Source organism: Sphingomonas sp. SORGH_AS_0438 (genome assembly GCF_031453475.1).
In the GTDB taxonomy this organism is placed as follows: Bacteria; Pseudomonadota; Alphaproteobacteria; order Sphingomonadales; family Sphingomonadaceae; genus Sphingomonas.
The window spans coordinates 2,983,781-3,009,113 of sequence record NZ_JAVIZS010000001.1 but is presented as its reverse complement, the minus strand read 5'-3'; the positions used below and the strand labels follow the sequence as shown (position 1 = coordinate 3,009,113).

Sequence of the window (25,333 nt, the reverse complement as noted above, 5' to 3'; positions counted from 1 at the left end):
CGCCATGAAGATCGCCGTCCTCCACGAAACGGCGGAGGGCGAAACCCGCGTCGCCGCCACGCCGGAAACCGTCCGCAAGTTCCTGGCCCTGGGCGCACAGGTCGGCGTCGAACGGGGGGCCGGGACCGCCGCCGGCTGTACCGATGACGATTATGCCGCCGCCGGCGCGTCGGTCGCGGACCGGGCCGGCGTGCTGGCGGGCGCGGAACTGGTGCTGGGCGTGCGCGGTCCCGATCCCGCCGGGCTTGGCGGCATCGCGCCCGGCGCCTGGCTGGTCGCCGCGCTCGACCCGCTGGGCGCGGACGGTCGCGCGCGGGCGGAGGGCTATGCCGCGCTGGGGCTGGAGGCGCTGGCGATGGAGTGGATGCCGCGAATCACCCGCGCCCAGTCGATGGACATCCTGTCCTCGCAATCCAATCTGGCCGGCTACAAGGCGGTGCTGGACGCCGCGTCGGAATATGGCCGCGCCCTGCCGATGATGATGACCGCCGCCGGCACCATCCCCGCCGCGCGCGTGTTCGTGATGGGCGTCGGCGTCGCCGGGTTGCAGGCGATCGCCACCGCGCGGCGGCTGGGCGCGCAGGTCTCCGCCACCGATGTCCGCTCCGCCACGCGCGAGCAGATCCAGTCGCTGGGCGCCAAGCCGATCTTCGTCGAGCAGGTCGCGGGCATCGAGGGCGAGGGGCAGGGCGGCTATGCCGGCGAGACCAGCGCCGAGTATCAGGCGGCGCAGGCGGCGCTCGTCTCCCGCCATATCGCCAAGCAGGACATCGTCATCACCACCGCGCTGATCCCCGGCCGGCCCGCCCCGCGCCTGATCAGCGCGGCCCAACTGGCGACGATGCGGCCGGGCAGCGTGGTCGTCGACCTGGCGGTGGAGCAGGGCGGCAATGTCGAGGGCGCGGTGCCGGGCGCGATCGTGCGCCGGGGCGGCGTGACGATCATCGGCCATCGCAACATGCCCGCCCGGCTGGCGGCGGACGCCTCGGCGCTGTTCGCGCGCAACCTGTTCAATTTCGTCAGCGCCTTCTGGGACAAGGAGGCCGGCCGACCCGTCCTGCCCGATGGCGACCCGATCGCCGAGGCGATCCGCCTGACCCGCGGCGGGGCGGTGGTGTCGGAACGGTTGCGGGGATGATGCGCCGCGACGCCATTCCTTCTGCGGAAAGGGAGGGTGGACTTCGGCGTCCCACCGGGCGGCCAGGATCGTGTCCGGGGAATATGAGTTCGTTCACAGGGATGCGCGCGCAGGGCGTGACGGAGATGCCTCAATGACCTTCATCGCCATCCTCTCCATCTTCGTGCTGGCCTGTTTCGTCGGCTATTTCGTCGTCTGGTCGGTGACGCCGGCGCTGCACACGCCGCTGATGGCGGTGACCAATGCCATCTCATCGGTCATCATCGTCGGCGCGCTGGTCGCGGCCGCCGCCGCGGGGTCGGGCATGGCCAGGGCGCTGGGGCTGGCGGCGGTGGTGCTGGCCAGCATCAACATCTTCGGCGGCTTCGCGGTGACGCAGCGGATGCTCGCCATGTACAAGAAGAAGGAGCGCCCCGCCAAGTGAGCGGGGCCCATACCAGGCCGGTGACGGGGGAGAGGCGGAATGCATGAGGTAGCGGCCAACCCCTGGGTGGCCTTCGCCTATCTGGTGGCGGGGGTGTGCTTCATCCTGGCGCTGCGCGGCCTGTCCAGCCCGGCGAGCAGCCAGCGCGGCAACCGGCTGGGCATGATCGGCATGACCATTGCGGTGGTCACGACGCTGGTGACGCATGTGCCGGGGGCATCGCTGTGCACGACGGAGGGCTGTTCTCTGGGCCGCTTCGAGGTCGATGGGATCGCCATCCTCGAAATCGTCGCCGCCATCGGCCTGGGCGCCGCGATCGGCATCGTCACCGCCCGGCGGATCGCGATGACGGCGATGCCGCAACTGGTCGCCGCCTTCCACTCGCTGGTCGGGCTGGCGGCGGTGCTGGTCGGGGTCGCGGCCTATCTCAACCCCATGGCGTTCGGCATCGCCGAACTGGTCACGCCGATGATCGGCCAGCCCTTCGCGACGATCCACACCGCCAGCCGCATCGAGATGGCGCTGGGCGTCGCGATCGGCGCGATCACCTTTTCGGGCAGCGTCATCGCCTTCCTGAAGCTCAACGGCAATATGGGCGGCAAGCCGATCCTGCTGCCCGCGCGCCATGCGATCAACCTAGCGATCCTGGTCGCGATCGTCGGACTGGTCGGGCTGTTCGCGCAGGATCAGGCCCCCTGGGCATTCTGGACGATCACCATCCTGTCCTTCGCCATCGGCTTCCTGCTGATCGTGCCGATCGGCGGCGCGGACATGCCGGTCGTGGTGTCGATGCTGAACAGCTATTCCGGCTGGGCGGCGGCGGCGATGGGCTTCACGCTGGGCAATGGCGCGATGATCATCACCGGCGCGCTGGTCGGCGCGTCTGGGGCGATCCTCTCCTACATCATGTGCCGGGCGATGAACCGCAGCTTCCTGAGCGTGATCGCGGGCGGCTTCGGCGCGGCGTCCGGCGGCGAGGCGGCGGGCGGCGCGGGCGTCGACCGGCCGTGGAAGCGCGGTTCGGCCGAGGATGCCGCCTTCCTGATGAGCCAGGCCGAACAGGTGGTGATCGTGCCCGGATACGGCATGGCGGTGGCGCAGGCGCAGCATGTGCTGCGCGAAATGGCCGATCGATTGAAGGCGGAGGGGGTGCGCGTCAAATACGCCATCCATCCCGTGGCCGGACGAATGCCGGGTCATATGAATGTCCTGCTCGCCGAGGCCAATGTTCCTTACGACGAAGTCTTTGAACTGGAAGACATCAATGGCGATTTCGCGCAGACGGATGTTGCGTTCGTCATCGGCGCCAACGACGTGACCAATCCCGCCGCCAAGACCGACAAGTCCTCATCGATTTACGGCATGCCGGTACTCGATGTCGAGAAAGCGCGTAACGTATTGTTCGTCAAGCGATCCATGGGCGGTGTTGGCTATGCTGGTGTCGACAACGAGCTTTTCTATCGCGACAATACGATGATGCTGCTTGCCGATGCGAAGAAGATGGTGGAGGAGATCGTCAAAGCCCTGGGCTGACGGGCGACGATCGGGGGACGAAGCGTGATGGATGGAGTAGCGGCGGGCGACACGTTCGACGTGGTGTTGGTCGCGACGCCGGATGCCCGGCCCGAGGCGGAGGAGGTGATCACCTATGCCGGCGGGCGGCTCGTCCATGCCGTCGACTGGTCCTACGCCACCGATCTGGGCGCGGCGGTGATCGACCGGCCGGTGCTGATGCTGGCGGCGGAGGGCATCGACGAGGACCGGTTGCTGGCGGCGCTGCCCGCGATCCGGGACGTGGCCGAGCGCGACGATCTGAATGTCGTCGCGACCTTTGCCCTCAACCAGATCGATATCGTGGCCGGCGCGCTGATCGGCCTGCGCGTGCAGTTGCTCTGCGACGTCAGCTTCGCCGAATGGGTCGGCGAACTCGCGGTCGCGGGGCGGATGACGTTGGAGAGCGGCCTGTCCGATCGCTGGCGCGAGGATGACGGCGACCGATTGCGCCGGGTGAATGCGGAGATCGCGCGCATCGCCGAACTGTTGACGCGCCTGGCCACGCGCGACCGCGACATCAACGACGATGGCGACGAGGTCGGCGATCGCCGCCAGAGCTTCAGCATCGAGCCGATCGCCGTCGAGATCGATCCGCAGGCGATTCGCCAGACCATCCGGGCGCGGCGGATGCGCGAGACCTTCCTGGGCAAGAACCTGTTCGAGGACCCGGCCTGGGACATGCTGCTCGACCTGTTCGCCGCCCGGCTGGAGCAGAACCGCGTCTCCGTCTCCAGCCTGTGCATCGCGGCGGCGGTGCCCTCCACCACGGCGCTCCGCTGGATCAGCCGCCTGACCGAGGCCGGGCTGCTGGAGCGGCATCCCGACCCCGCCGATCGCCGCCGCGCCTTCCTGGCGCTCAGTGCCCGCGCCGAACGTGGAATGCGTGCCTATGTCGCGGCGTTGCGCAAGGCGGGGCTGCCGATCGTCTGAGTGTCGGGCCGGGACGCGGGGCACTGGAGGGGATCGGAGACCGTCCCTCCGATCGTGTCCCTTTCCCAAGGTCGCGGTCCGTCCGTCAGTCCATCGCACCGTTGCCTTGTCGATGGCGAGAGTCCGATGACCTGACTTGAGCCAGGGATCGTCGTTGCGAGCGTAGCGAAGCAATCCACAGCCGCGCGCGTGCTGCCCTGGATCGCTTCGCTGCGCTCGCGATGACGAATTGGGTCGACCCGATGTCCTACCGATCTGACGCGGTCGACAGGGTCCCACTGACGGTAAGCCCTATGACTTCCCGAACCTTGGCGGCTGACGCCATGGCGGCTGGGAAATTGCGCCACCGTCGCCACCGCGCCAAGCGAAACCTGAGGATTTCCGCCCTTTTCCAAAACTGGCACGCGCCATGCAAGGTCCCGGACAACCGCAGCGACGCCTCGCTACGGGGTCAAAAAGGGAAAATCACCATGTTCAACTTCCAGTCCGCCCAGCGCTTCGTCACCACCTCGGTCGCCGCGCTGGTCTTCGCCGCCATCGCCGTCTCGGCCGCCGTGCCGGTCCTGCCGATCGCCTGAGTGCGATCCGGCCCCCTCCCACCGGGATCTGTTCCGATGCGCCACAATCTCCTGCTCACCCTCACCGGCCTGATCGCGGCCCTGACTGCGATCGGGGCCGCCGCGCCGACGCCCTTCGCCTGAACGATCAGGCCAGGGCGCCGCTCGGCCCCACCGCTCCGATCGGGGCGAGCGCCTTGCGCGAATAGGTGCCGACCAGCAGCCCGGCCGCCAGGACATGGCCCGCCATCGCCGCGATCAGCGCGGTCCGGCCGGGATCATGCCCCTCCAGTACCGCTCCACCATCCAGTGCGAAGAGCTGGAACGCATAACGATGCTCGCCATGGCCGGTCGGCGGATCGGGCGGCAGCCAGCCCTGCCGGCGATAGGAATTGCGTCCGACATCGCGACCATCGGCATCGCCCTCGCCATCATCGATGATCGCGCCTTCCGCCAAGCCGCCATCGTCCGGCGACAGGCCCCAGACGACCGCATGGACCAGCGGCTGCGGCGTCGGCGAATCGGCATCCTCGACCAGCAGCGCCAGGCTGGCGGTGCCGGCCGGCAGGTCGCGCCACAGCAGGGGCGGCGACACGCCTTCGCCATCATCGGTGAAGCGCACGGGCAGCCGCGCCCCATCGGCAAAGGCTGGGCTGTCCAGCGTCAGCCGCGTCGCCACGGCCAGTTCCGGTCGCGCGATCGCCAGCGCGTCGGCACCGGCGCGCCAGTTGCTCAACGCCTGTCCTAGCCAATGGGGCATGTTCTCCAGCATCGATGCGGCTCCTTGCTATCTGTCGGTCAGGCCTGCGGACAATCGCCGGGCCGGCTCTGCGTTCCCGCGCGGCTCATCCAGCGGCTGGTGTCGCCCATCGTGGCGGCGTCATGGTGGCAGACCATCGCCTTGCTCCGGTCGCCATCGCCGGGGACCAGCACCGTCCAGTCGTGATCGCCGCAATTATGCGGTTCGCAGCCATGCGCGGCGATCATCCCGCCCGTCGCGAAGATCGGCACCGCCACCGTGTCGCGGCCGGTGATCCGGTGGCGCAGCTTCTCGTCGGCGACCGAGTCGATCACGGCATTGGCGACCTCGGTCCGATCGAAGAAGGACACGCCCTCGACCGCGTCCTGCGGATAATGGCCGACATAGGCGGAGAGCGGCGTGCGATTGGCCTGGCCCGCGACCGGCGTCGGCGCCCGCGTGACGGGGGGTACGAAATTGCCGGGGGCCGCTTCGCTGACGTCCGGCTCCTTCTTCCCGCATCCGGCGAGCGTCGCGGTCAGGGCCAGCATCGCGAAGGGGAGGAGAAGACTGGGCTTCATGCCGACGCTCCGGTTGACTAGGCCGGCACACGGCCGGACGGGACACAGGCGGAACGAACGTCCAAGCCCGTCACTGGTTGCGCGACGGGGGCGCGGCCCCATGTGGAGGCCATGGCCCATGACCTATCCCGCTTCGTCGCCGCGCAGGCCGATGTCCACGCCACCGCGCTCGCCGAACTGCGCGCCGGCGCCAAGCGCAGCCATTGGATGTGGTTCGTCTTCCCGCAGATCGCCGGGCTGGGCCAGAGCGCGATGGCGCGGCGCTATGCCATCGCCTCGGCCGGGGAGGCGCGCGCCTATCTCGCGCATCCGCTGCTCGGGCCCCGGTTGATCGAGGCGACCAATGCGGTGGTCGCGGCCCGGGGCAACGCGGAGGCGATCCTGGGCGGGATCGACGCGATCAAGCTGCGGTCCGCGATGACGCTGTTCGCCGCCGTCGCCGACGACCCGACGCCGTTCCAGGCGGCGCTCGATCGATTCTACGACGGAGCGCCCGACCCGGCGACGCTGGCGCTGCTCTGATCCATCTCGGGCAACTGCGCCGCTTCCAATACCGCGCGCATCGCGGGCGGCAGGCCGTCCGCCGCCCGGCTGGCGACCAGCACCGTGTCGCAAGTGGCGAGCGCGACGCCGTCCTGGAACATGGTCGACAGCATCTGCCAGCTCCGTCCGCCGATCGGCCCGACCGCGGTGGCGATCTCGACATCGCTGGGGAAGTGCCCTTCCGCCAGATAGTTCAGCTCGACCTTGGCGACCAGGAAGCGCAGGTCGTGCCACCGGTCGAGCGAGATGCCGGCATTGAAGCGCACCCGCGCGCTTTCGAACAATGCCGCATAGGCGACATTGTTGATATGGCCGTTGGGATCGAGATCCTGATAGCGCGTCTGGAACAGCGTGCGGTGCACGAAGCGGTCGGCGTCGAGGCGCCAGGGGGCGGGGCGGGGCATGACGGCGATCAGCCTAGCGCCTCGACCTGCTCGGCCAGTTCCAGCCAGCGCATCTCGGCCGCGTCCTTTTCGTCGCGCGCCGCCGCGATGGCCGTGTTCAGCCGGTCGAAGCCGGCGGGATCGCGCGTGTAGAGGTCGGGATCGCCCAGCTTGGCCTCGTCGCGCGCGATCTGCGCGTCGAGGTCCTCGATCCGCTTGGGCAGCAGATCATAGTCGCGCTGGTCCTTGTAGGACAGCTTGCGCGCCGGGGCGGGCGGGGGCGGCGGCGCGGCGGCGGGCCGGCTCGCCTTGCGCCCCTCGACCTTCGGCTTGCGACGGCGTTCCCAATCGTCATAGCCGCCATGCACCACGTCCACCGCGCCGGTGCCGTCCAGCCCCAGGGTGACGGTGACGGTGCGGTCGAGGAAGTCGCGGTCGTGGCTGACGATCAGCACCGTGCCGGCATAATCGGCGATCACCTCCTGGAGCAGGTCGAGCGTCTCCAGGTCGAGATCGTTGGTCGGCTCGTCGAGCACCAGCAGGTTGGAGGCGCGGGCGAATTCGCGCGCCAGCAACAGGCGCGATCGCTCGCCGCCCGACAGCGTTCCCACCTTCGCCTCGGCCAGCGAGGGATCGAACAGGAACTCCTTCAGATAGCCATGGATATGCTTGCGCGTGCCGAGCACGTCGATCCAGTCATTGCCGTCGGTCAGCACGTCGCGGACGCGCTTGTCCGGGGCCATCAGCTTGCGCTGCTGGTCGATGATGATGCCGTCCCTCCAGCGTCTTGGCGATCTTCACGGTGCCGCTGTCGGGCTGGATCTCGCCGGTCAGCAATTTCAGCAGCGTCGTCTTGCCCGCGCCGTTGGCGCCCACGATGCCGATCCGGTCGCGACGGGTGACGCGCAGGTTGAGGTCGCGGATGATCGCGCGGTCGCCGTACGACTTGCCGACATGCTCGGCGTCGATCACCACCTTGGTCTTCACGTCGTCGCTGCCCATCGCCAGCGCGGCGGTGCCCTGCGGCCCCTCCATCGCGGCGCGTTCGGCGCGCATCTCCTTCAGCTTGGTGAGGCGTCCCTGGTTGCGGCGGCGGCGGCCGGTGACGCCGCGCTGCAGCCAATGCTCCTCGATCTTGAGGCGCGCGTCGAGCCGCTCGGCGGCGCGCTGTTCCTCGGCATAGACCTGCTCGGTCCACGCCTCGAAACCGCCGAAGCCGATCTCGGCGCGGCGCACGGTGCCGCGATCCAGCCACAGCGTCTGGCGGGTCAGCCGGGTCAGGAAGGTGCGGTCGTGGCTGATCACCACGAAGGCGCCGTTATAGCGGCCCAGCCATTGCTCCAGCCAGTCGATCGCGGCGATGTCGAGATGGTTGGTCGGCTCGTCGAGCAGCAGCACGTCCGGCTCCAGCGCCAGCGCGCGGACGATCGCGGCGCGGCGCCGCTCGCCGCCGCTGGCGGACGACGCCTCGCGCGACAGGTCGATGCCGAGCTGGTCGGCGATGGCGGCGGCCTCGTGCGCGGCCGGGGCGATGTCGCCATGCAGGACATAATCCTCCAGCGTCGCGAAGCGCGACACATCGGGGTCCTGCTCCAGCATCACGACATGGGTGCCGGGCACGATGGTGCGGCGGCCCTCGTCCGCCTCGACCGATCCGGCGAGCAAGCGGAGCAGCGTCGACTTGCCCGCGCCGTTGCGGCCGATCAGCGCCAGCCGGTCACGCGGGCCGATCTGGATGTCGAGTTGGCGGAACAGCCAGCCCGATCCCTGGATCAAGCCAAGGTCTTCGAAGGAGAGAATAGGTGCGGCCATGCGCCGCCACCTAAGACGCCTGTGGCCGATCGGCAACAGCAACCGCGACCAACAAGGCATTCACAGGCGGTTCAATGCCCCTTAGCTATGGCGTCCAGCGATGCGAATCCTCCTGCCCCTTGCGCTGCTGGCCGCCACGGCCCCCGCGATCGCGCCGGCCCAGTCGCGTGGCGACCAGATGCGCGCCTATGACGCGCGCCGCCAGGGGCGGTCGGTGTCGATCAAGGAGATCGAGCGGCGGGTGATCCCGATGATGCGCGGCGCGCAATATCTGGGGTTCGATTACGACGCGCGCAGCGGCACCTATACGATGAAGTTCCTGCGCGACGGGGTCGTCATCTGGGTCGATGTCGACGAGCGGTCGGGCCAGGTGATCGGCAAGACCGGCAACTGATCGGCCCCTTGGTGCGTCTCCCAGGCTGAACGATCGCCGACGATCGGGTTCAGCGGTGCGACAGGTGCTTTCCTCCACGCCCCTGCGGGCTTAACGACGGTCGTTCGTGGTCATGGAGGATGGACAATGCGGGTGCTGATCGTCGAGGACGAACCCAATCTGGGGCAGCAGCTCAAGAACACGCTGGAAGGCGCGGGCTATGCGATCGACCTCGCCACCGATGGCGAGGAGGGCCTGTTCCTGGGCCAGACCGAGACCTATGACGCGATCGTGCTCGACCTGGGCCTGCCGGAGATCGACGGGCTGACCGTACTCGACCGCTGGCGGAAAGAGGGCAAGACCACGCCCGTGCTGGTCCTGACCGCGCGCGACAGCTGGTCCGACAAGGTGGCGGGACTGGACGCGGGCGCGGACGACTATGTCGCCAAGCCCTTCCAGACCGAGGAACTGATCGCCCGGTTGCGCGCGCTGATCCGCCGCGCCTCGGGCAATGCGTCGTCGGAGCTGACGGCGGGCGACGTGCGGCTCGACACCCGCTCGGGCAAGGTGACGCGCGCCGGCGAGCCGGTGAAGCTGACCGCGCAGGAATATAAGCTGCTCAGCTACCTGCTCCACCACAAGGGCAAGGTGGTCAGCCGCACCGAGCTGATCGAACATATCTACGACCAGGATTTCGACCGCGATTCGAACACGATCGAGGTGTTCGTGACGCGCATCCGCAAGAAGCTGGGCCAGGATGTCATCACCACCATCCGCGGGCTCGGCTACAGCCTGGACGAGCCGGACGCCTGATCCCGACGACGTGACCGCCCCCGTGACCGACTCTGCCGTCCCCGACGCTCGCCCCGGCGACCCGCCGACCTTCGCGCCCGCGCGCACCACGGGGTCGCTGTCGCGGCGCATGATCCTGATCGCGGCGGCGTGGATCACGCTGCTGCTGGCGGGGGGCGGCTTCGCGCTCGACCGGGTGCTGGCCAATGCGGTGACGCGCAATTTCGACGACCAGCTCGAATATGTGCTGACCGCGCAGATCGTGTCGGCCGAGATCGACCCGATCGGCGAGGTGCAGTTCTCGCGCGAGGCGGCGGACCAGCGGTTCCTGGAGCCCTATTCGGGCCTCTACTGGCAGGTGTCGGCACCGGGGCGCGAGCCTTTCCCGTCGCGTTCGCTCTGGGACCGGCGGCTGGCGTACGGCGCGCCGCACCAGGATCGCGGCGTCCATGCCTATGACAGCAACCAGTTCGGGCAGGAGAAACTGCGCATCGTCGAGCGCGACGTGCAGCTGCCCGGATCGAAGGTGCGCTGGCGCTTCCAGGTGGCGCAGAGCCGCGACGGGCTCGACGCGCAGATCGCGGCGCTGCGGCGGACATTGGTGCGATCCTTCCTGTTGCTGGCGCTGGGGCTGATCGTGCTGGCGGGGCTCCAGACGGTCTATGGCCTGTTGCCGCTGCGGCGGCTGCGCATGGAGATCGTGCGGATGCGCAGCGGGCAAAGCTCGCGCGTCGGCGGGGCGCTGCCCGACGAGGTCGCGCCGCTGGTCGAGGAGCTGAACGCGCTGGTCGAGCATAACGAGAAACAGGCCGAGGAGGCGCGCCGCCATGCCGGCAACCTCGCCCATGCGCTGAAAACCCCGCTGACCGTGATCATGAACGCCGCCACCGCCCAGGCCGACGACCTGGCCGAGACGGTGATCCGCGAGGCGCGGACGATGCGGCGGCAGGTCGACCACCATCTGGCACGCGCCCGCGCGGTCGGTCGGCGCGGTTCGGCGCACAGCCGGGCCGAGGTCTGGCCCAGCCTGCAATCGGTCGAGCGCGCGGTCGGCCGCCTCTATCGCCATGTCCGTATCGACGTCGCCGGCCCGAAGGACCTGCAGGTCCATGTCGAGCGGCAGGACCTGGACGAGATGCTCGGCAACCTGATCGAGAATGCCGCCAAATATGGCGGCGGCAGCGTCTTCGTCACGGTGGCGGCGGAGGCGGGGTTCGTCGAGATCCTGGTCGAGGATGACGGCATGGGCATCCCGCCCGACGACCGGGTGCGCATCTTCGACCGTGGCGTGCGGCTGGACACGGGCAAGCCGGGCACCGGCCTGGGCCTCGCCATCGTCCGCGACGTGGCGGAAATCTATGGCGGCACCGTCACGCTGGAGGAGAGCGAGGATCTCGGCGGCCTGCTCGTCCGCCTGCGCCTGCCGGCGGCGACGGCGGCGGCCGCCTGAGCGTCAGGCGGCGACCTTGACCTCCTGTGCCGCCTGGGCGGTGAGGGTCAGCGAGCGCTTGCGCGCATCCTGGTCGTAGATCGCGCTGGTCACCATCACCTCGTCGACCCCGGTCCGCGCGACGAACGCCGCGAGGTCGCGCGCCACCGTGTCGGCGGTGCCGATCGAGGAACAGCTCAGCACCTGGTTCAGCAGCGCATTGCCCTGCGCCCCCAGCGACGCGCGATACCCCGCCACCGGCGGCGGCAACTGGCGCGGATTGCCGGTGCGCAGCGCCACGAACGACTGTTGCTGCGAGGAGGCGATCAGCTCCGCCTGCTCCACGGTATCGGCGGCGAAGACGTTGAAGCCGGCCATCGCATAAGGCTTGGCGCAATAGGCCGAGGGGCGGAAGTCGCGGCGGTAGATCGCCATCGCCTGATCCAGCGCGTCGGGCGCGAAGTGCGAGGCGAAGGCATAGGGCAGGCCGAGCGCGGCGGCGAGCTGCGCCCCGAACAGGCTCGATCCCAGGATCCACAGGTCCGGCCGCGCGCCCGCGCCGGGGGTCGCGACGATGCCGGTCTGGCCGTCATCGGCGAAATAGCTTTGCAGCTCCAGCACGTCCTGCGGAAAGGCGTTGGCGTCGGTCTCCAGCGTCCGCCGCATCGCGCGCGCGACGCGCTGGTCGCTGCCGGGCGCGCGACCCAGGCCCAGGTCGATTCGACCGGGGAAGAGCGCGTCGAGCGTCCCGAACTGTTCGGCTATGGCGAGCGGCGCATGGTTGGGCAGCATAATCCCGCCAGCCCCCACCCGGATATGCCGGGTGGCGGCGGCGAGATGCGCGATCACCACCGAGGTGGCGGCGGAGGCGATGCCGGTCATGCCATGATGCTCGGCCACCCAGTAACGGGTGTAACCCCCCGCTTCGGCATGACGCGCGAGATCGGCGGCGCGGGTCAGCGCCTCGCCGACGGTGCCGCCCTCGACGACGGGCACGAGATCGAGAAAGGAAAGCTTCATTGACCGAAGATGGGGAGGATGGTGCACCATCGCCAGCGATAGCGGCTTGATCGCGGGATAGAATTTCGTGGGGCGGGGGCGTCCGGCATCGCACCCGGAACGCCCGGTGCCGATCCCGGTCCGCCATGATGTGCCGTTTCGCCGCGACCGGCGTTATCCTGCCCGTGGCAGAGGAGTTCCAGCCCGCGCATGACCGACCCGCATTCCGATCCGGCCCCCTGGTGGCGGGGCGGCACCATCTACCAGATCTATCCGCGCTCCTTCCAGGACAGCGACGGCGACGGCATCGGCGACTTGCAGGGTATCGGGCACCGGCTGGACCATGTTGCGTCGCTGGGGGTCGATGCGATCTGGCTGTCGCCCATCTTCCCGTCGCCCATGGCCGATTTCGGCTATGACATCGCCGATTATTGCGGGATCGAGCCACTGTTCGGCGACATGGCCGCGTTCGACGCGCTGCTCGCCGCGATCCATGCGCGCGGGCTGAAGCTGTTGCTCGACTTCGTGCCCAATCACAGCTCGACCGCGCATCCCTGGTTCGTCGCCAGCCGGTCGTCGCGCGACGCCCCGAAGCGCGACTGGTATATCTGGCGCGATCCCGCGCCCGGTGGCGGGCCGCCCAACAACTGGATCAGCGACATGGGCGGTCCGGCCTGGGAATATGACCCCGCGACCGGGCAATATTATCTCCACACCTTCCTGAAGGAGCAGGCCGACCTCAACTGGCGCAACCCGGCGGTGCGCGCGGCAATGATGGACGTGATGCGCTTCTGGTTCGATCGCGGCGTCGACGGTTTCCGCATCGACGTGCTGTGGCACATCATCAAGGCGGAGGGGCTGCCCGACAATCCGGTCAATCCCGACTGGCGGCCCGGCCGCACCGAGCGCGACCGGCTGATCCAGCGTCATTCGACCGACCAGCCCGAGGCGCATGCCATCGCCGCCGCGATGCGCGCGCTGGCCGATGGCTATGGCGACCGGCTGCTGGTCGGCGAGATCTTCCTGCCCAACGACCGCCATGCCCGCTGGTACGGCACGCCCGACCGGCCGGAGGTGCATCTGCCCTTCAACTTCCAGCTGATCGAGAATGACTGGACGGCGGACGCCTTGCGAAGGGTGATCGCGGACTATGAGGCGTCGCTGCCGGCGCATGGCTGGCCCAATTGGGTGATCGGCAGCCATGACGCCCCCCGCATCGCCGCGCGGATCGGCGAGGCACAGGCGCGGGTCGCGGCGATGCTGCTGCTGACGCTGCGCGGCACGCCGACGCTCTACCAGGGCGATGAACTGGGCATCGGTCGGGTCGTCATCCCGTCCGACCGCATCCGCGACCCGCAGGACTTGCGCCAGCCGGGGATCGGCATCGGCCGCGACCGCTCGCGCACGCCCATGGCCTGGGACGCCGGCCCGTTCGCCGGGTTCAGCACGGTCGAGCCGTGGCTGCCGCTGCACGACGACTGGCCGACGCGCAACGTCGCCGTCGAGGCGGACGATCCGGGATCTATGCTGAGCCTTTATCGCCACCTGCTGGCGCTGCGCCGCGCCACGCCCGCGCTGTCGCTCGGCGGCATCGTGCTGCGCGATGCCCCGGCTGGCGTCCTCGCCTATGAGCGGCACATCGCGGGCGAGCGGGTGGGCGTGCTGCTCAACCTGACCGGCGAGGCCGTGGCCCTGCCCTGGTCGGGCGCGGTGCTGGCATCGACGCTGTCCGGTATCCCGGACCCCGCCGGGCTGCGCGCCGACGAAGGCCTGATCCTCCGCTTACCGCTCTGACAGACAAGGATAGATATGAAGATCGCGATGCTGGCGCCGATCGCCTGGCGCACGCCGCCGCGCCAATATGGCCCGTGGGAGCTGGTCACCAGCCTGTTGACCGAGGCGCTGGTCGCGCGCGGCGTGGACGTGACGCTGTTCGCCACGCTCGATAGCCAGACGGCCGCGCGGCTCGACGGCGTGGTGCCCGCGCCCTATTCCGAAGACCCGTCGATCGATGCCAAGGTGTGGGAATTCCGTCACCTGGCGCATCTGTTCGAACAGGCAGACCGGTTCGACCTGATCCACAACCAGGCGGATTTTCCCGCGCACGGCTTTTCCGGGCTGGTCGCGACGCCGATGGTGACGACGATCCACGGCTTCTCGTCCGACCGCATCCTGCCGATGTACCGGCCCTATCAGGACCGCGTCCATTATGTCGCGATCAGCGATGCGGACCGGCATCCCGCGCTGCGCTATGCCGCGACCATCCATCACGGCATCGTGCTGGACGACTTCCCCTTCCAGCCGGCGCCGGGCGGCGACCTGCTGTTCTTCGGCCGCATCCATCCCGACAAGGGCGCGGGCGAGGCGATCGCGGCGGCGCGGGCGAGCGGCCATGGCCTGGACCTGTACGGCATCGTCCAGGACGGCGGCTATCACGACCGCGACGTGGTGCCGCATCTGGACGCGGCCATCCGCTATCACGGACCGGTCGGCGGCGAGGCGCGGGTGCGCGCGCTGGGCAGGGCCAAGGCGCTGCTCCACCTGATCAATTTCGACGAACCCTTCGGCCTGTCGGTGATCGAGGCGATGGCCTGCGGCACGCCGGTGATCGCAGCGCGGCGCGGATCGATGCCCGAGCTGATCGACGATGGCGTCACCGGCTTCCTGGTCGACACGCCCGAAGAGGCGCTGGACGCGATCGCCCGGATCGACACGATCGACCGCGCCGCCTGCCGCCGCGCGGTGGCGGAACGGTTCAGCGTCGACCGGATGGCGGATGCCTATGTGGCGCTGTACCGGGAGATTCTGGGGCGGTGATGGGGAAGGCGAGGAGCGGTGACGCACCTTCGTTCAGGGCCTTGGGCGGCGTTGCGTTCCACTGCCGTGTTATCGCGCCGGACGGGGGGCGGCCTTGGGAAATCCTCCTTCCACCATCCACGGGCTTCACCCCGGCGAAGGCCGGGGTCCAGTTCCGAAGCGGCTGTGACGACGTACAAGCCGTTCCCAGCCGAATCCCGACCTTCCATGGGATGATGGTGCAGTGCCTACAGAAGTCTCAGGGCGTCACGCGCGCGGCTGTAGATTGCTTCGCTGCGCTCGCAATGACGTTTCCGGGTCAAGATCATGTCATCAGGTTCTAGCCGGTACATCAATGCCTGAACCGGCATGTTACAAAGGCGTCTCGCCCACATAATTGCCCGCCTCGGCATAGCGGCAGACCAGGATGTCCTCGCGCCAGCTTTGCGCGCGGGCGCAGCCGACGTCGCCGGTCGCGCGCCAGACGAGCTGGGTGTAATGGCCGACATCCTCCAGTCGGCCGGTGGTGCTGTTGTCGGGGAAGCTGCCGGGCTTGAAGAAGCGCTTCTCGCGAATCCAGCCGTCGACCATCTGCTCGGCGATGAAATAGCCCTTGCTGCCCGCCCAGATATTCTCGCCGTCCGGGTTGACCGGCCGCTCGGGCGCATGTTCGAAGCGGCCGGTCACCGCCAGGTAATTGGCCCATTGCTGCGCGCGCTGCGCCAGAACGGGGTCCCAGCGCAGCGGCGCGACGCCCATCGCCAGCCGCTCGCGATTATGCGCGGCCAGGATTCGCTCGTCGAAATTGCTCGTGAAGCCGGTCGCTCCCAGCATGAAGGGGGCGACGCTGAGGATCGCCACGCGCGCGACCACCGCCGCCGCTCGTTTGCCGAACATCGATGCAGACCTCTCATGGATGATGGTCCCTCATCCCATGATAGGCGTAAGCACCCGGTTCCCGTCGCTGGTTAGCGGAAAATTAAGCCTGCTTACCCGAGGACGGCGCGTCGGCCGGCAGGATCGCGACCGGATCGCCCAGCTTGACCTGTGCGAACAGGCGGCGCGCGAAGCTTTCCGGGATGCCGACACAGCCATGCGTCGCCGAGCCGCGCTGGACCAGGCTGGCATGGATGGCGACGCCGTCATCGGTCAGCCGCAGCATGAAGGGCATCGACGCCTCGTACAGGCTCGACTCATGCTCGGCCGCCTTGGCCTTGATGGGGAAGACGCCGGTCGGCGTCGGCATCCCGTCGGTGCCATAGAGGATCACCGCCGAGCCGATCTCATGCCCGGCGCGGAATACGGATAGCAATTGTCGACCCAGATCGACGCGCACCCAGACCGGGCCGGCGGGCACGTCGGTGTCGTTCCAGACATAGTCGCCGAAGTGCATCGCCTGGGGAATGTCGAGCACGCTGCGCACGCGGCGGTGCGAGCCATCCGGCAGCGCCAGCGATGGAACCTTGTCCGACGCGAAGATCAGCCGCCCTTCGGCGCGGCGATAGGGCTGCTCCACGCGGGGTTGCGCGACCGGTGCGCGGTCCGGCGCGATCGCCAGATAGGCGAGCACCAGCAGCGGCATGGCCGCCACCAGCCACGCGAGGCGGCGCATCACGCCTGTTCCGGACGCGCCTGGTCGAGACGGCGGCGGCGGCGCAGGGCCGTCGCCAGGGCCGTGAAGCCGGTCAGCGTCAGCAGCCAGGTGGCCGGCTCCGGAACGGGCGAAGGTTCGGGCGTCGGCGTTGGCGTCGGTGTGGGGGTCGGCGTGGGCGTCGAACCGCCGCCGCCACCGCCGATGCCGCTGCCACCCCCGCCGCCGCCGATGATGGGCGCGACCGGCACGGACGAGCCGCCGCCACCGGTCACTCCGGCGGGCGGCAGGAAGGCATCGCCGACCGGCGGCGGTGCATCGCCGGGCAGGGGGGTCTCGACACCGCCGGCCGGTGCGAAGCCCGGGATGTTCGTGGTGTCGCCCGGCCGGCGGCGTTCGCCGGCCAGCACGCGCTCGACGGGAACGAAGGGCTCGCGGGCATTGCCGGTACGGCCGTTCCGGCCGGCCAGCCGGCGCTGCTTGGTCTGGGTCAGGGCACCGGCGGCGCGTGCGCCGGGCGAACGCTGGTCGAGCAGGGCGGCGGGATCGGCGATGGCGGCCGCGACCGCGCTGGCCATCTGCCGGCCATGGTCGGACGCGACGATCGGCACGAACGCCAGCAGCGACAAGGCGGAGACCGCCCAGACCGAGCGACGCATGAAGACCCGCTGACGAGCGCGGAGACCGAGGGTTTTACGCGTCCTTTTCCTACGCCCCATCTTCATTTTCATATCAACACGCGGCCAAAGTGAAGGTTTCCGGATCATTCGGCCCCCCATGGCGCGACGATATTCCGACAAAGGGGTTTGTACGCGTTGCCGGCATGGCCGTCCATATGACGAGTGCGCCACGAAGCCCAGTTCGGGACGGGTGAGACATTAAGGATACATGGTTATACTTGCTGCCATGTCCGGCTCGATTGTGGAAATGGCGCGATGATCTCGTGTCTGGAACGAACTTCACGTTCCATGCCGTATTGCATGGCAAACAACCAAAGAGACGATCTATCTTATAATAGGTAAGGACGTTCATTTTCGACTAACGCCAGGAAAAGACCTGGGCATTTCAGCCATGTGTCATGCCAACCGCGCGCTTGGCGGGGGTGCCGGCGGCCAGGATTCCTGCCCGGAGACTGTGCCTATCATAGATCGTTGTTCTTTTATGACACAGCTTCGAAAACGTCATAATCCCTGACACTCCCGCTTGTCCGTGCGATCCGTGACCGGCAAGTTTCCTTTGGAACCAGTGACTTGATCCAGATCAAGGACCGCCGGTCTGACATTCTTCCCGATCCAAAAGGGTGGGAAGCCAAGGGGACAATCGTCATGAATCGCTTCACGCGAAACACCTTCCTGATGGTCACGGCCGCACCGCTGGTGCTGGCGCTCGGCAGCCTGTCGGCCGCCGCGCAGACCGTGCCGGCCGCAGCCGACAATGCCGAGAATCGCGCCGCCGACAATCCGGCGACGCAGGTCCAGACCGCGACCGACGCGCAAGGGCGCGCGACCTCCGGTGCGGCGGGCGATGGCGGCGAGATCGTCGTCACCGGTTCGCTGTTCCGCCAGACCGATGCGGCGACGCCGTCGCCGGTGACCACGATCACCACCGAGAATCTCGACCAGCGCGGCATCACCACGATCCAGAGCGCGATCCAGTCGCTGGCGTCGAACAACGGCCCGGCGCTGACCAACTCCTTCACCGCCAACGGCGCGTTCGCCGGCGGTGCGTCGGCGGTGTCGCTGCGCGGCCTGTCGACCAACTCGACCCTGGTGCTGTTCGATGGCCTGCGCGCGGCCTATTATCCGCTCGCCGACGATGCGACCCGCAACTTCGTCGATCTGAACACCATCCCCGACGACATCGTCGACCGGATCGAGGTGCTGCGCGACGGCGCATCGTCCAGCTACGGCGCGGACGCGATCGCGGGCGTGGTGAACATCATCACCAAGCGCAAGTTCAACGGCATCAGCGGCCGCGCCGAGGCGGGCATCAGCCAGCGGGGCGTCGCCGCCAACCAGCGCCTGACGCTGACCGCCGGCACCGGCGACCTGGATGAGAAGGGCTATAACGCCTATGTCAGCGGCTTCTATTACCGCAGCGAAGCCGTCTACAATCGCGACCTGCCCTATCCGTTCAACTCGGACGACAAGCGCGGCGTCGGCACCGGCGGCCCGAACGACACCATCTACGGCGTCGGCGCGGACGGTCGCCTGCAGAATACCGGCACCCAGGCGGGGGCGAACTTCTACGTTCGTCCGGCCACCCTTTCCGGCACGACCGTCACCGGCGTCGCCGGTTCACGCTATCAGCTGCTGAGCAATGGCTGCCTCAATGGCACGCCCTTCTCGCCCTCGGCCGCTGACCTGAACGACATCCGCAATGCGGCTGGCACCAACCCGAATGCCAGCGTGCCGACCACCGTCTGCCAGGAGGACTGGACCAACCGCTACGGCGTCGTCGCGCCGAAGATCGAGCGGTTCGGCGGTTCGGCGCGCTTCACCGGCAAGCTGGGCGACACGTCGGAAGCCTATCTGGAGGTCAACTTCCAGCAGGCGAGGTCGAGCTATACGGGCAATCCGTCGACCATCCGCGGCAACGCCCCGGCCGGCATCCTCTTCCCGCAATATTCGACCTCGTCGAACGCCGCGACCTTCTTCCCCGGCTCGTCGCCGCTGTCCCTGCCGGTCTATGTCTGCCCGCGCGGCACCGCGGTCTGCGATGCCACGACCGGCCGCCTGAACCCGAACAACCCGTTCGCGGCGCAGGGCCAGGTGGCGGCGCTGCTCGGCTTCCTGCCCGACACCACCGTCTCCAACGCGACGCGCAACCGCGTCTATCGCGCGGCGGCGGGCGTCAACGGCACCGTGTTCGGCGACTGGGACTACCGGGTCGATTTGACCGCGATGCACAGCGACCTGCGTCGCACGCAGAGCGGCTATGTCTATATCCAGCACCTGCTCGATGTGATCGCCGATGGCAGCTATAACTTCCGCGACCCGTCGCAGAACAGCCAGGCGGTGCGTGATTACCTGACGCCGACCAACATCGTCGACTCCAGCTCCGACCTGTTCCAGGCGCAGGCCAGCGTGTCCAAGGCGCTGTTCAACCTGCCCGGCGGCCCGGTCCAGTTGGCGCTCGGCGGCTCGGTCTTCTACGAGGCGGTGAACGCCCCCTCGGCGAATTCCGACATCAACGGGCCGACCCAGCGCTACTTCACGATCAACGCCTTCGGCACCGAGGGCAACCGCACCGTCACCTCGGCCTTCGGCGAAGTGCAGGTGCCGATCGTCGAGCAGTTCCTGGTCAACGCCTCGGGCCGGTACGACCATTATTCGTCGGGCCAGAGCAACTTCTCGCCCAAGATCGGTGCGAAGTTCACGCCGATCCGCCAGCTGGCGATCCGCGGCACCTGGTCGCGCGGTTTCCGTATCCCCAGCTTCGGCGAGGCGAACGCCCTGCCGACCACGGGCTATGTGAACAACAATGCCGGCATCTTCAACGACGCATACCTGCGGCAATATGGCTGTACGGTCGATACCTTCCAGACCTGCCCGACCTATATCCGCAGCGGCAGCTATGGACAGACGACGCTGGCCAGCCAGAATCTGGAGCCGGAGAAGTCGCGCAGCTTCACCGCCGGCGCGGTGTTCGAGCCGATCCGCAACGTCAGCTTCACGGTCGATTTCTTCGACATCAAGAAGACGGGCGCGATCACCCAGCCGTCCAACGCCCCGGCGCTGGCGGCCTATTACGGCAATCAGACAATCCCGGCCGGCTATGAGGTCATTCCGGACGCCCCGGGCGTCGGTTTCGAGAATGCGACGCCGCGCATCGCCTTCGTGCGGTCGCAGCTGATCAACGCCAATACGATCCACTCGCAGGGCATCGATATCGGCGGCACCGTGCGCGTGCCCTTCTCCGACAATTTCCGCTGGACCGTGTCGGGCGAGGGCAGCGTGCTGCTCGACCTCAGCACCAAATTCCCGGACGGCACCAAGGAGAAGTATGTCGGCACGCTCGGCAACTACAACCTGACCGCCGGTTCGGGCACGCCGCGTTGGCGCGCGAACGTGACCAACACCTTCGCACTGGCCGATGCCTATACGCTGAGCGCCACGGTCAACTACACGGCGGGCTACAACCTGTCGGCGGAGGACCAGGGCGGCGTGCGCGGCGATTGCAGCCTGGGCGTCGACTACCTGCCCTGCGACGTGAAGGGCTATATCACCGTCGACATGGTCGGCACGGTCAAGGTGACGGACAAGTTCTCGTTCTACGTCAACGTCCTGAATCTCCTGAACGACCTGCCCCCGATCGATCCGGCGACTTATGGCGCCTATCTGTACAACCCGATCCAGGGCGGCGACGGCATCTATGGCCGCTCGTTCCGCGCGGGCGTGAAGTTCGGTTTCTGATCGCCGGAACCGAGTATCGGCCGGGGCGGGGACGCCTCGGCCGGATCATGGGGCCTCCGTTCGCGGGGGCCCTTTTTTTGTGGCTTCGCCGAGCCTTCGCCCCTCTATCGGTGGCAATGATGAGACCATTGTGAACCAAATCGCCGCTGTCATTCGCGCGTCGCAAAACCGTCGCCGGTTCTACACAGAGCGATCCTAAGCGCCCCACACGAACGGCAAACATGCCGCTGGGGACCTTCATCACCATGACCTTCTGCAACCGCCTGTTCCGGGTGTCGGCGACGCTTATGCTGTCGACCGGCGTCGCCACCGTCGCCCAGGCGCAGGCCAGCCTTTCGACCGAACCCGCCGCCGGCCCGCCCGCGCCGGCTACGCCGGACGCCCCCCAAGGCGAGGGCGACGAGATCGTCGTCAACGGTACCTATGCGCGCAGCCTGGCCGCCGGCATCGAGACGAAGCGGCGCGCGGCCTACGGCGTCGATTCGATCAGCTCGACCGATATCGGCAAGTTCCCGACCCAGAACGTCGCCGAGGCGTTGCAGCTCGTGCCCGGCGTCGCGATCACCCGGCCGCGCGGCGAGGGCCTCTATGTCAGCGTGCGCGGTCTGGGGCCGCAGTTCCAGAACACGCTGATGAACGGCCGTACCATCGCGCTCAACGACCTGATCGAGAATGGCGGCGCGGCCGGGCGGCAGTTCCGCTTCGAGATGCTGCCGGCGGAGTTCACCTCCAGCATCGACGTGGTGAAGACGCCGACCGCCGACATGACCGAGGGTGCGCTGGGCGGCAATATCGACGTCAAGACCTTCCGCCCGCTGGAGGTCGGCACCAAGACGACAATCAACATGCGCGGCACCTATACCGGCCAGACCAAGGACGTGCGTCCCAACGTCACCGTGCTGACCAGCGCCAAGAACGACAGCGGCACCTTCGGCATCCTGGCGGGCGCGCAATATTGGGGCAAGGCGGTCCGCAACGACCGGTTCATGAATTTCGGCTGGTTGCTCAACCGCTACACCGCACCGGGGGCGGGCGGCGTTCCCGCCGGCCTCTACTCGCCGACCCGCACCCGCCCGACCGTCGAAACCGAGGATCGCAAGCGCATCTCCGGCATCGTCTCGGCCCAGTGGCAGCCGACCGCCGAGCTCCAGACGACGCTGGATGTGGTCGCGACCCGGCTGGACGTGGCCTATGACGAGTTCGGGCTCGACATCTATCCCGACGATTCCGGCACGGTGATCCAGCCCGGCTATACCGTGGTCGGCGACACGATCACCAAGGCGACGATCAACAATGTCCGCTTCATGGCGTCGCGCGAATACAGCCTCAACCGCCACGACCTGCTGACCATCGGGTTGAAGCAGGCGTGGAACCCGGATCGCTGGCACGTCACGGCGAACGTCAACTGGTCGGCGGCGCACAGCTATCACCCCGACTACAAGACCGGCACGGTGCGCAGCCGCGCCTTCTTCAATGCGCCGCTGACCTATGATGCGAGCGGCGGCTATCAGGTGCTGCCGACCTTCACCACGCCGGTCGACGTCACCAACCCGGCCAATTACAAGCTCTATCCGTTCAACATCGCGCCCAAGGACAGCAAGGACTGGGACATCTTCTCGCGCCTGGACGTGGGGCGCGACTTTGACGGCTTCCTCGCGAAGCTGGCGGCGGGCGGCGAATATCACTGGCGCAAGCGCGACTATTTCCGCCGCGACTTCATCGTCAACCCGCCGGCCGGCGCGACGCTCACCAGCCTGGGCTCGGCGGCCTATGAGCAATTGCCCTATGGCGATTTTCTGAAGGGCGTCGACGGCAATGCCTTCCGCACCTGGCTGGTGCCGTCGACCCAGGCCTTTGTCGGCGCGTTCTTCACGCCCGCCGTCGCCAATGCGCCGCTGACCAATGCCGACCGCCGCTCGTCCTTCGTCGTGTCGGAGAAGATCGCCGCCGGCTATGTCCGTGCCGACTATCAGTTCGATGCCGGTTCGGTGGCGATCAGCGGCAATCTGGGCGTCCGCTACGTCCATACCGACCAGGTGGCCAGCGGCACGCTGACCACCGGTAGCACCGCCACGCCGGTCAGCTATCCCAAGACCTTCGACAATGTCCTGCCCAGCTTCAACCTGCGCGCCGACCTGACCCAGAAACTGGTCGGTCGCCTGGCGGCCAGCCGGGTGCTGACCCGCCCCAACGTCACCGACACCGCGCCGCGCATCACCGTGTCGACCGACGCGCCCACCGCCAGCGGCGGCAATCCGCAGTTGGTGCCGTTCCTCGCCACCCAGTTCGACGGGTCGCTGGAATGGTATTTCGCGCCCTCGGGCATGTTGTCGGGCGCGGTCTTCTACAAGGCGATGGACGATTACATCACCCAGTCGAACACCGAGATCACCATTCCGGGCCGCGGGATCGTCCGCCTGTCCAGCTCGGTCAATGGCGGCAATGCCAAGGTCTACGGCGCGGAGGCGGCGTACAGCCAGGTCTTCACCTTCCTGCCGGCGCCGTTCGACGGCTTCGGCGTGCAGGGCAGCTATACGCATACCGAGGTGAAGGCGGATTACACGGCCGGTTCGCGCACGATCCGCGACCAGTTGATCGGCCTGTCGAAGAACAGCTTCAACCTGGTCGGCTTCTACGACAAGGGGCCGCTGTCGGCGCGCCTCTCCTATGTCTGGCGCGACAAATATCTGTCGGGCACGGGCAGTACGGTGCAGGCGCCGACCTATGTCGCCGCCTTCGGCTCGCTCGACGGACAGCTCTCGGTCCGCGCCGCCGACAACCTGACCTTCAGCCTGGAGGGGATCAACATCGCCGGCGCGCACCAGGACACCTATAACGACAATCGCCTGCGCTTCGGCGAGATCAACTATTATGGCCGGACGATCCTGTTCGGCGTGCGGGCCGAATTCTGATGCGTAGGGCATTCGCGCTGGCGGCGATCTGCGCCGCCGGCCCCGCCGCGCTGGCGCAGCCGGCGGGCCCGGCGCTTCGGATGAACGACATCCAGGTGCTGGGCTCGCATAACAGCTTCAAGGCGCAGATCCCGACGGCGGTGATGGCCGATCTGCGCCGTCGCGAGCCGAAGCTGGCCGAGGCGCTGGATTATTATCACCTGCCGTTGCGTGCACAGCTCGACCGGGGCGTCCGCCAGCTGGAGATCGACATCTTCGCCGATCCGCAGGGCGGCCGCTATGCCGATCCCCGGGGTGAACGGCTGGCCCGGGCGGCGGGGGAGCGGACCGGCTTCGACCGGGCGGCGATGCGCAGGCCCGGCTACAAGGTCCTGCACATCCCCGATATCGACTATCGCTCGGGCTGCGTGACGCTGGTCCGCTGCCTGGGCGAGGTGGAGGCCTGGTCGCGCGCGCATCCGGGGCATCTGCCGATCATGCTGACGATCAACGCGGCCGATACGGTCGGCGACCGCGCCGTCACGGCGCCACTGCCGCTCGACGATCCCAAGCTGCTCGACGCGCTGGACGCGGAGATCCGCCACGCCATTCCCGGCCGTCGCCTGATCACGCCGGACGAGGTGCGCGGCGACGCGCCGACGCTGGCCCAGGCGATCCGGACGCGCGGCTGGCCGACCCTGGCGGCGGCGCGGGGCCGCATCTACATCTTGTTCGACGTGCGCCGGGCGGTGTCCGAGGCCTATCGCCAGGGCCATCCGGGCCTGCGCGGACGCGCGATGTTCGGCTGGTATGACGATGCCGATCCGGACGCGGCGGTCCAGATCGTGCAGGACCCGATCGTCGATGCCGACCGCATCCGTCGCCTGGTCCGGCAGGGCGTGATCGTCCGCACCCGTACCGACGCCAACACGGTCGAGGCGCGCGCGCACGACTGGACCAAGGCCAAGGCGGCAATCGCCAGCGGCGCGCAGGCGGTCAGCACCGACTATTATCCCGGCGCGCCCGATCCGCTGGGGCTGCAGTATCGGGTCACGCTGCCCGGAGAGACGACGGCGCAGTGCAATCCGGTGCGCGTCACCGCCCGGTGTTCGGTGCGGCCGTAGAGTCGTCGATCGGACCGGTTCATCGTCGAGCCGGTTCACCGGATGCAGGGACGGAACATCTAGCCGACGCTGCGGCGTTGCTGGTTCGTGAGCTTCGATCCGCGCGTCCTACGTGACGGCCCAGGCCTTCGCGTCGCCCTTAGTCGCGAATGTCCGGCTTTGTGCCGGATGGCCCTTTCGACGGATTTGCACCGACCATCGCTGCCCGCGCTTTGTCATCGTCGCCACGTTTCAGCGCGTGCTTCAAAATTGCTCCACGAGC

General features: G+C 68.1%; 20 protein-coding genes and 1 pseudogene. 13 read left to right on the top strand and 8 right to left on the bottom strand.

Going from position 1 to position 25,333, the window contains the following annotated elements; translation table 11 throughout:
* Positions 1 to 4 precede the first annotated feature (4 nt).
* The 4 genes from QE452_RS14060 (at position 5) to QE452_RS14045 (ending at position 4,046) form a co-directional block, all read left to right on the top strand.
* Positions 5 to 1,138 carry an NAD(P) transhydrogenase subunit alpha gene (locus tag QE452_RS14060; RefSeq protein ID WP_309659603.1) on the top strand — a complete coding sequence of 378 codons (1,134 nt, stop codon included), beginning with the start codon at positions 5 to 7 and terminating at the stop codon, positions 1,136 to 1,138.
* A gap of 133 nt (positions 1,139 to 1,271) precedes the next feature.
* On the top strand, positions 1,272 to 1,562 hold the full coding sequence (locus tag QE452_RS14055; RefSeq protein WP_125993630.1) for a proton-translocating transhydrogenase family protein: 291 nt from the start codon (positions 1,272 to 1,274) through the stop codon (positions 1,560 to 1,562).
* 39 nt (positions 1,563 to 1,601) lie between these two features.
* A complete protein-coding gene (locus QE452_RS14050) occupies positions 1,602 to 3,095 on the top strand; it encodes an NAD(P)(+) transhydrogenase (Re/Si-specific) subunit beta (protein ID WP_309659604.1) in 1,494 nt (497 codons plus the stop codon).
* Between the two features lie 27 nt (positions 3,096 to 3,122).
* A complete protein-coding gene (locus tag QE452_RS14045; protein WP_309659699.1) occupies positions 3,123 to 4,046 on the top strand; it encodes a winged helix DNA-binding protein in 924 nt (307 codons plus the stop codon).
* A 705-nt stretch (positions 4,047 to 4,751) separates the two neighbouring features.
* Here QE452_RS14045 and QE452_RS14040 read toward each other — a convergent pair.
* Together QE452_RS14040 and QE452_RS14035 are read right to left on the bottom strand one after the other, a co-directional pair.
* Entirely contained in the window at positions 4,752 to 5,375 is a 624-nt protein-coding gene (locus tag QE452_RS14040) for a YbhB/YbcL family Raf kinase inhibitor-like protein (protein ID WP_309659605.1), read from the bottom strand.
* Positions 5,376 to 5,401: 26 nt separating this feature from the next.
* The gene (locus QE452_RS14035; RefSeq protein WP_309659606.1) at positions 5,402 to 5,923 is read right to left on the bottom strand and encodes a hypothetical protein; all 522 of its coding nucleotides are present in this window, start codon (positions 5,921 to 5,923) and stop codon (positions 5,402 to 5,404) included.
* Between the two features lie 111 nt (positions 5,924 to 6,034).
* Between QE452_RS14035 and QE452_RS14030 the strand changes: the two genes are divergently transcribed.
* Entirely contained in the window at positions 6,035 to 6,445 is a 411-nt protein-coding gene (locus QE452_RS14030; RefSeq protein ID WP_309659607.1) for a DUF1810 domain-containing protein, read from the top strand.
* Here the strand turns inward: QE452_RS14030 and QE452_RS14025 are convergent.
* Positions 6,403 to 6,870 carry an acyl-CoA thioesterase gene (locus tag QE452_RS14025; protein WP_309659608.1) on the bottom strand — a complete coding sequence of 156 codons (468 nt, stop codon included), beginning with the start codon at positions 6,868 to 6,870 and terminating at the stop codon, positions 6,403 to 6,405. The two genes, QE452_RS14030 and QE452_RS14025, sit on opposite strands and share 43 nt — an antisense overlap.
* A gap of 8 nt (positions 6,871 to 6,878) precedes the next feature.
* Positions 6,879 to 8,661: pseudogene (locus QE452_RS14020) on the bottom strand (ABC-F family ATP-binding cassette domain-containing protein).
* A gap of 100 nt (positions 8,662 to 8,761) precedes the next feature.
* On the opposite strand from QE452_RS14020, the gene QE452_RS14015 reads away from it, so the two are divergent.
* The 3 genes from QE452_RS14015 (at position 8,762) to QE452_RS14005 (ending at position 11,276) form a co-directional block, all read left to right on the top strand.
* Positions 8,762 to 9,055, top strand: coding sequence for a hypothetical protein (locus QE452_RS14015; protein WP_125993623.1), 294 nt, complete (start codon positions 8,762 to 8,764; stop codon positions 9,053 to 9,055).
* A gap of 126 nt (positions 9,056 to 9,181) precedes the next feature.
* On the top strand, positions 9,182 to 9,847 hold the full coding sequence (locus QE452_RS14010; RefSeq protein WP_125993622.1) for a response regulator transcription factor: 666 nt from the start codon (positions 9,182 to 9,184) through the stop codon (positions 9,845 to 9,847).
* Between the two features lie 109 nt (positions 9,848 to 9,956).
* Positions 9,957 to 11,276 (top strand): HAMP domain-containing sensor histidine kinase, encoded by a 1,320-nt coding sequence (locus QE452_RS14005; RefSeq protein WP_309659700.1) that lies wholly within the window; start codon positions 9,957 to 9,959, stop codon positions 11,274 to 11,276.
* A gap of 3 nt (positions 11,277 to 11,279) precedes the next feature.
* On the opposite strand, the gene QE452_RS14000 is transcribed toward QE452_RS14005, so the two are convergent.
* Positions 11,280 to 12,275 carry an LLM class flavin-dependent oxidoreductase gene (locus QE452_RS14000; protein WP_309659610.1) on the bottom strand — a complete coding sequence of 332 codons (996 nt, stop codon included), beginning with the start codon at positions 12,273 to 12,275 and terminating at the stop codon, positions 11,280 to 11,282.
* Between the two features lie 189 nt (positions 12,276 to 12,464).
* Here QE452_RS14000 and QE452_RS13995 point away from each other — a divergent pair, with 189 nt between their 5' ends.
* Together QE452_RS13995 and QE452_RS13990 are read left to right on the top strand one after the other, a co-directional pair.
* Positions 12,465 to 14,048 carry an alpha-amylase family glycosyl hydrolase gene (locus QE452_RS13995; protein ID WP_309659611.1) on the top strand — a complete coding sequence of 528 codons (1,584 nt, stop codon included), beginning with the start codon at positions 12,465 to 12,467 and terminating at the stop codon, positions 14,046 to 14,048.
* 15 nt (positions 14,049 to 14,063) lie between these two features.
* The gene (locus tag QE452_RS13990) at positions 14,064 to 15,071 is read left to right on the top strand and encodes a glycosyltransferase family 4 protein (RefSeq protein WP_309659612.1); all 1,008 of its coding nucleotides are present in this window, start codon (positions 14,064 to 14,066) and stop codon (positions 15,069 to 15,071) included.
* A gap of 351 nt (positions 15,072 to 15,422) precedes the next feature.
* Here QE452_RS13990 and QE452_RS13985 read toward each other — a convergent pair whose 3' ends face one another.
* The 3 genes from QE452_RS13985 to QE452_RS13975 all read right to left on the bottom strand — a co-directional run bounded on the left by QE452_RS13985 (position 15,423) and on the right by QE452_RS13975 (position 17,300).
* Positions 15,423 to 15,947: a CAP domain-containing protein gene (locus QE452_RS13985; RefSeq protein ID WP_309659613.1), complete on the bottom strand. Its 525-nt coding sequence runs from the start codon at positions 15,945 to 15,947 to the stop codon at positions 15,423 to 15,425.
* An 82-nt stretch (positions 15,948 to 16,029) separates the two neighbouring features.
* Positions 16,030 to 16,662, bottom strand: coding sequence for a L,D-transpeptidase family protein (locus tag QE452_RS13980; RefSeq protein ID WP_309659614.1), 633 nt, complete (start codon positions 16,660 to 16,662; stop codon positions 16,030 to 16,032).
* Positions 16,662 to 17,300, bottom strand: a complete 639-nt coding sequence (locus QE452_RS13975; RefSeq protein ID WP_309659615.1) for a PEP-CTERM sorting domain-containing protein — start codon at positions 17,298 to 17,300, stop codon at positions 16,662 to 16,664. Before QE452_RS13975 ends, QE452_RS13980 begins: the two co-directional genes overlap by 1 nt.
* 666 nt (positions 17,301 to 17,966) lie before the next feature.
* Between QE452_RS13975 and QE452_RS13970 the strand changes: the two genes are divergently transcribed.
* The 3 genes from QE452_RS13970 (at position 17,967) to QE452_RS13960 (ending at position 25,071) form a co-directional block, all read left to right on the top strand.
* Positions 17,967 to 21,056 carry a TonB-dependent receptor domain-containing protein gene (locus tag QE452_RS13970; protein ID WP_309659616.1) on the top strand — a complete coding sequence of 1,030 codons (3,090 nt, stop codon included), beginning with the start codon at positions 17,967 to 17,969 and terminating at the stop codon, positions 21,054 to 21,056.
* 221 nt (positions 21,057 to 21,277) lie between these two features.
* On the top strand, positions 21,278 to 23,968 hold the full coding sequence (locus tag QE452_RS13965; protein WP_309659617.1) for a TonB-dependent receptor: 2,691 nt from the start codon (positions 21,278 to 21,280) through the stop codon (positions 23,966 to 23,968).
* Entirely contained in the window at positions 23,968 to 25,071 is a 1,104-nt protein-coding gene (locus QE452_RS13960) for a Ca2+-dependent phosphoinositide-specific phospholipase C (RefSeq protein ID WP_309659618.1), read from the top strand. Before QE452_RS13965 ends, QE452_RS13960 begins: the two co-directional genes overlap by 1 nt.
* Positions 25,072 to 25,333 lie beyond the last annotated feature (262 nt).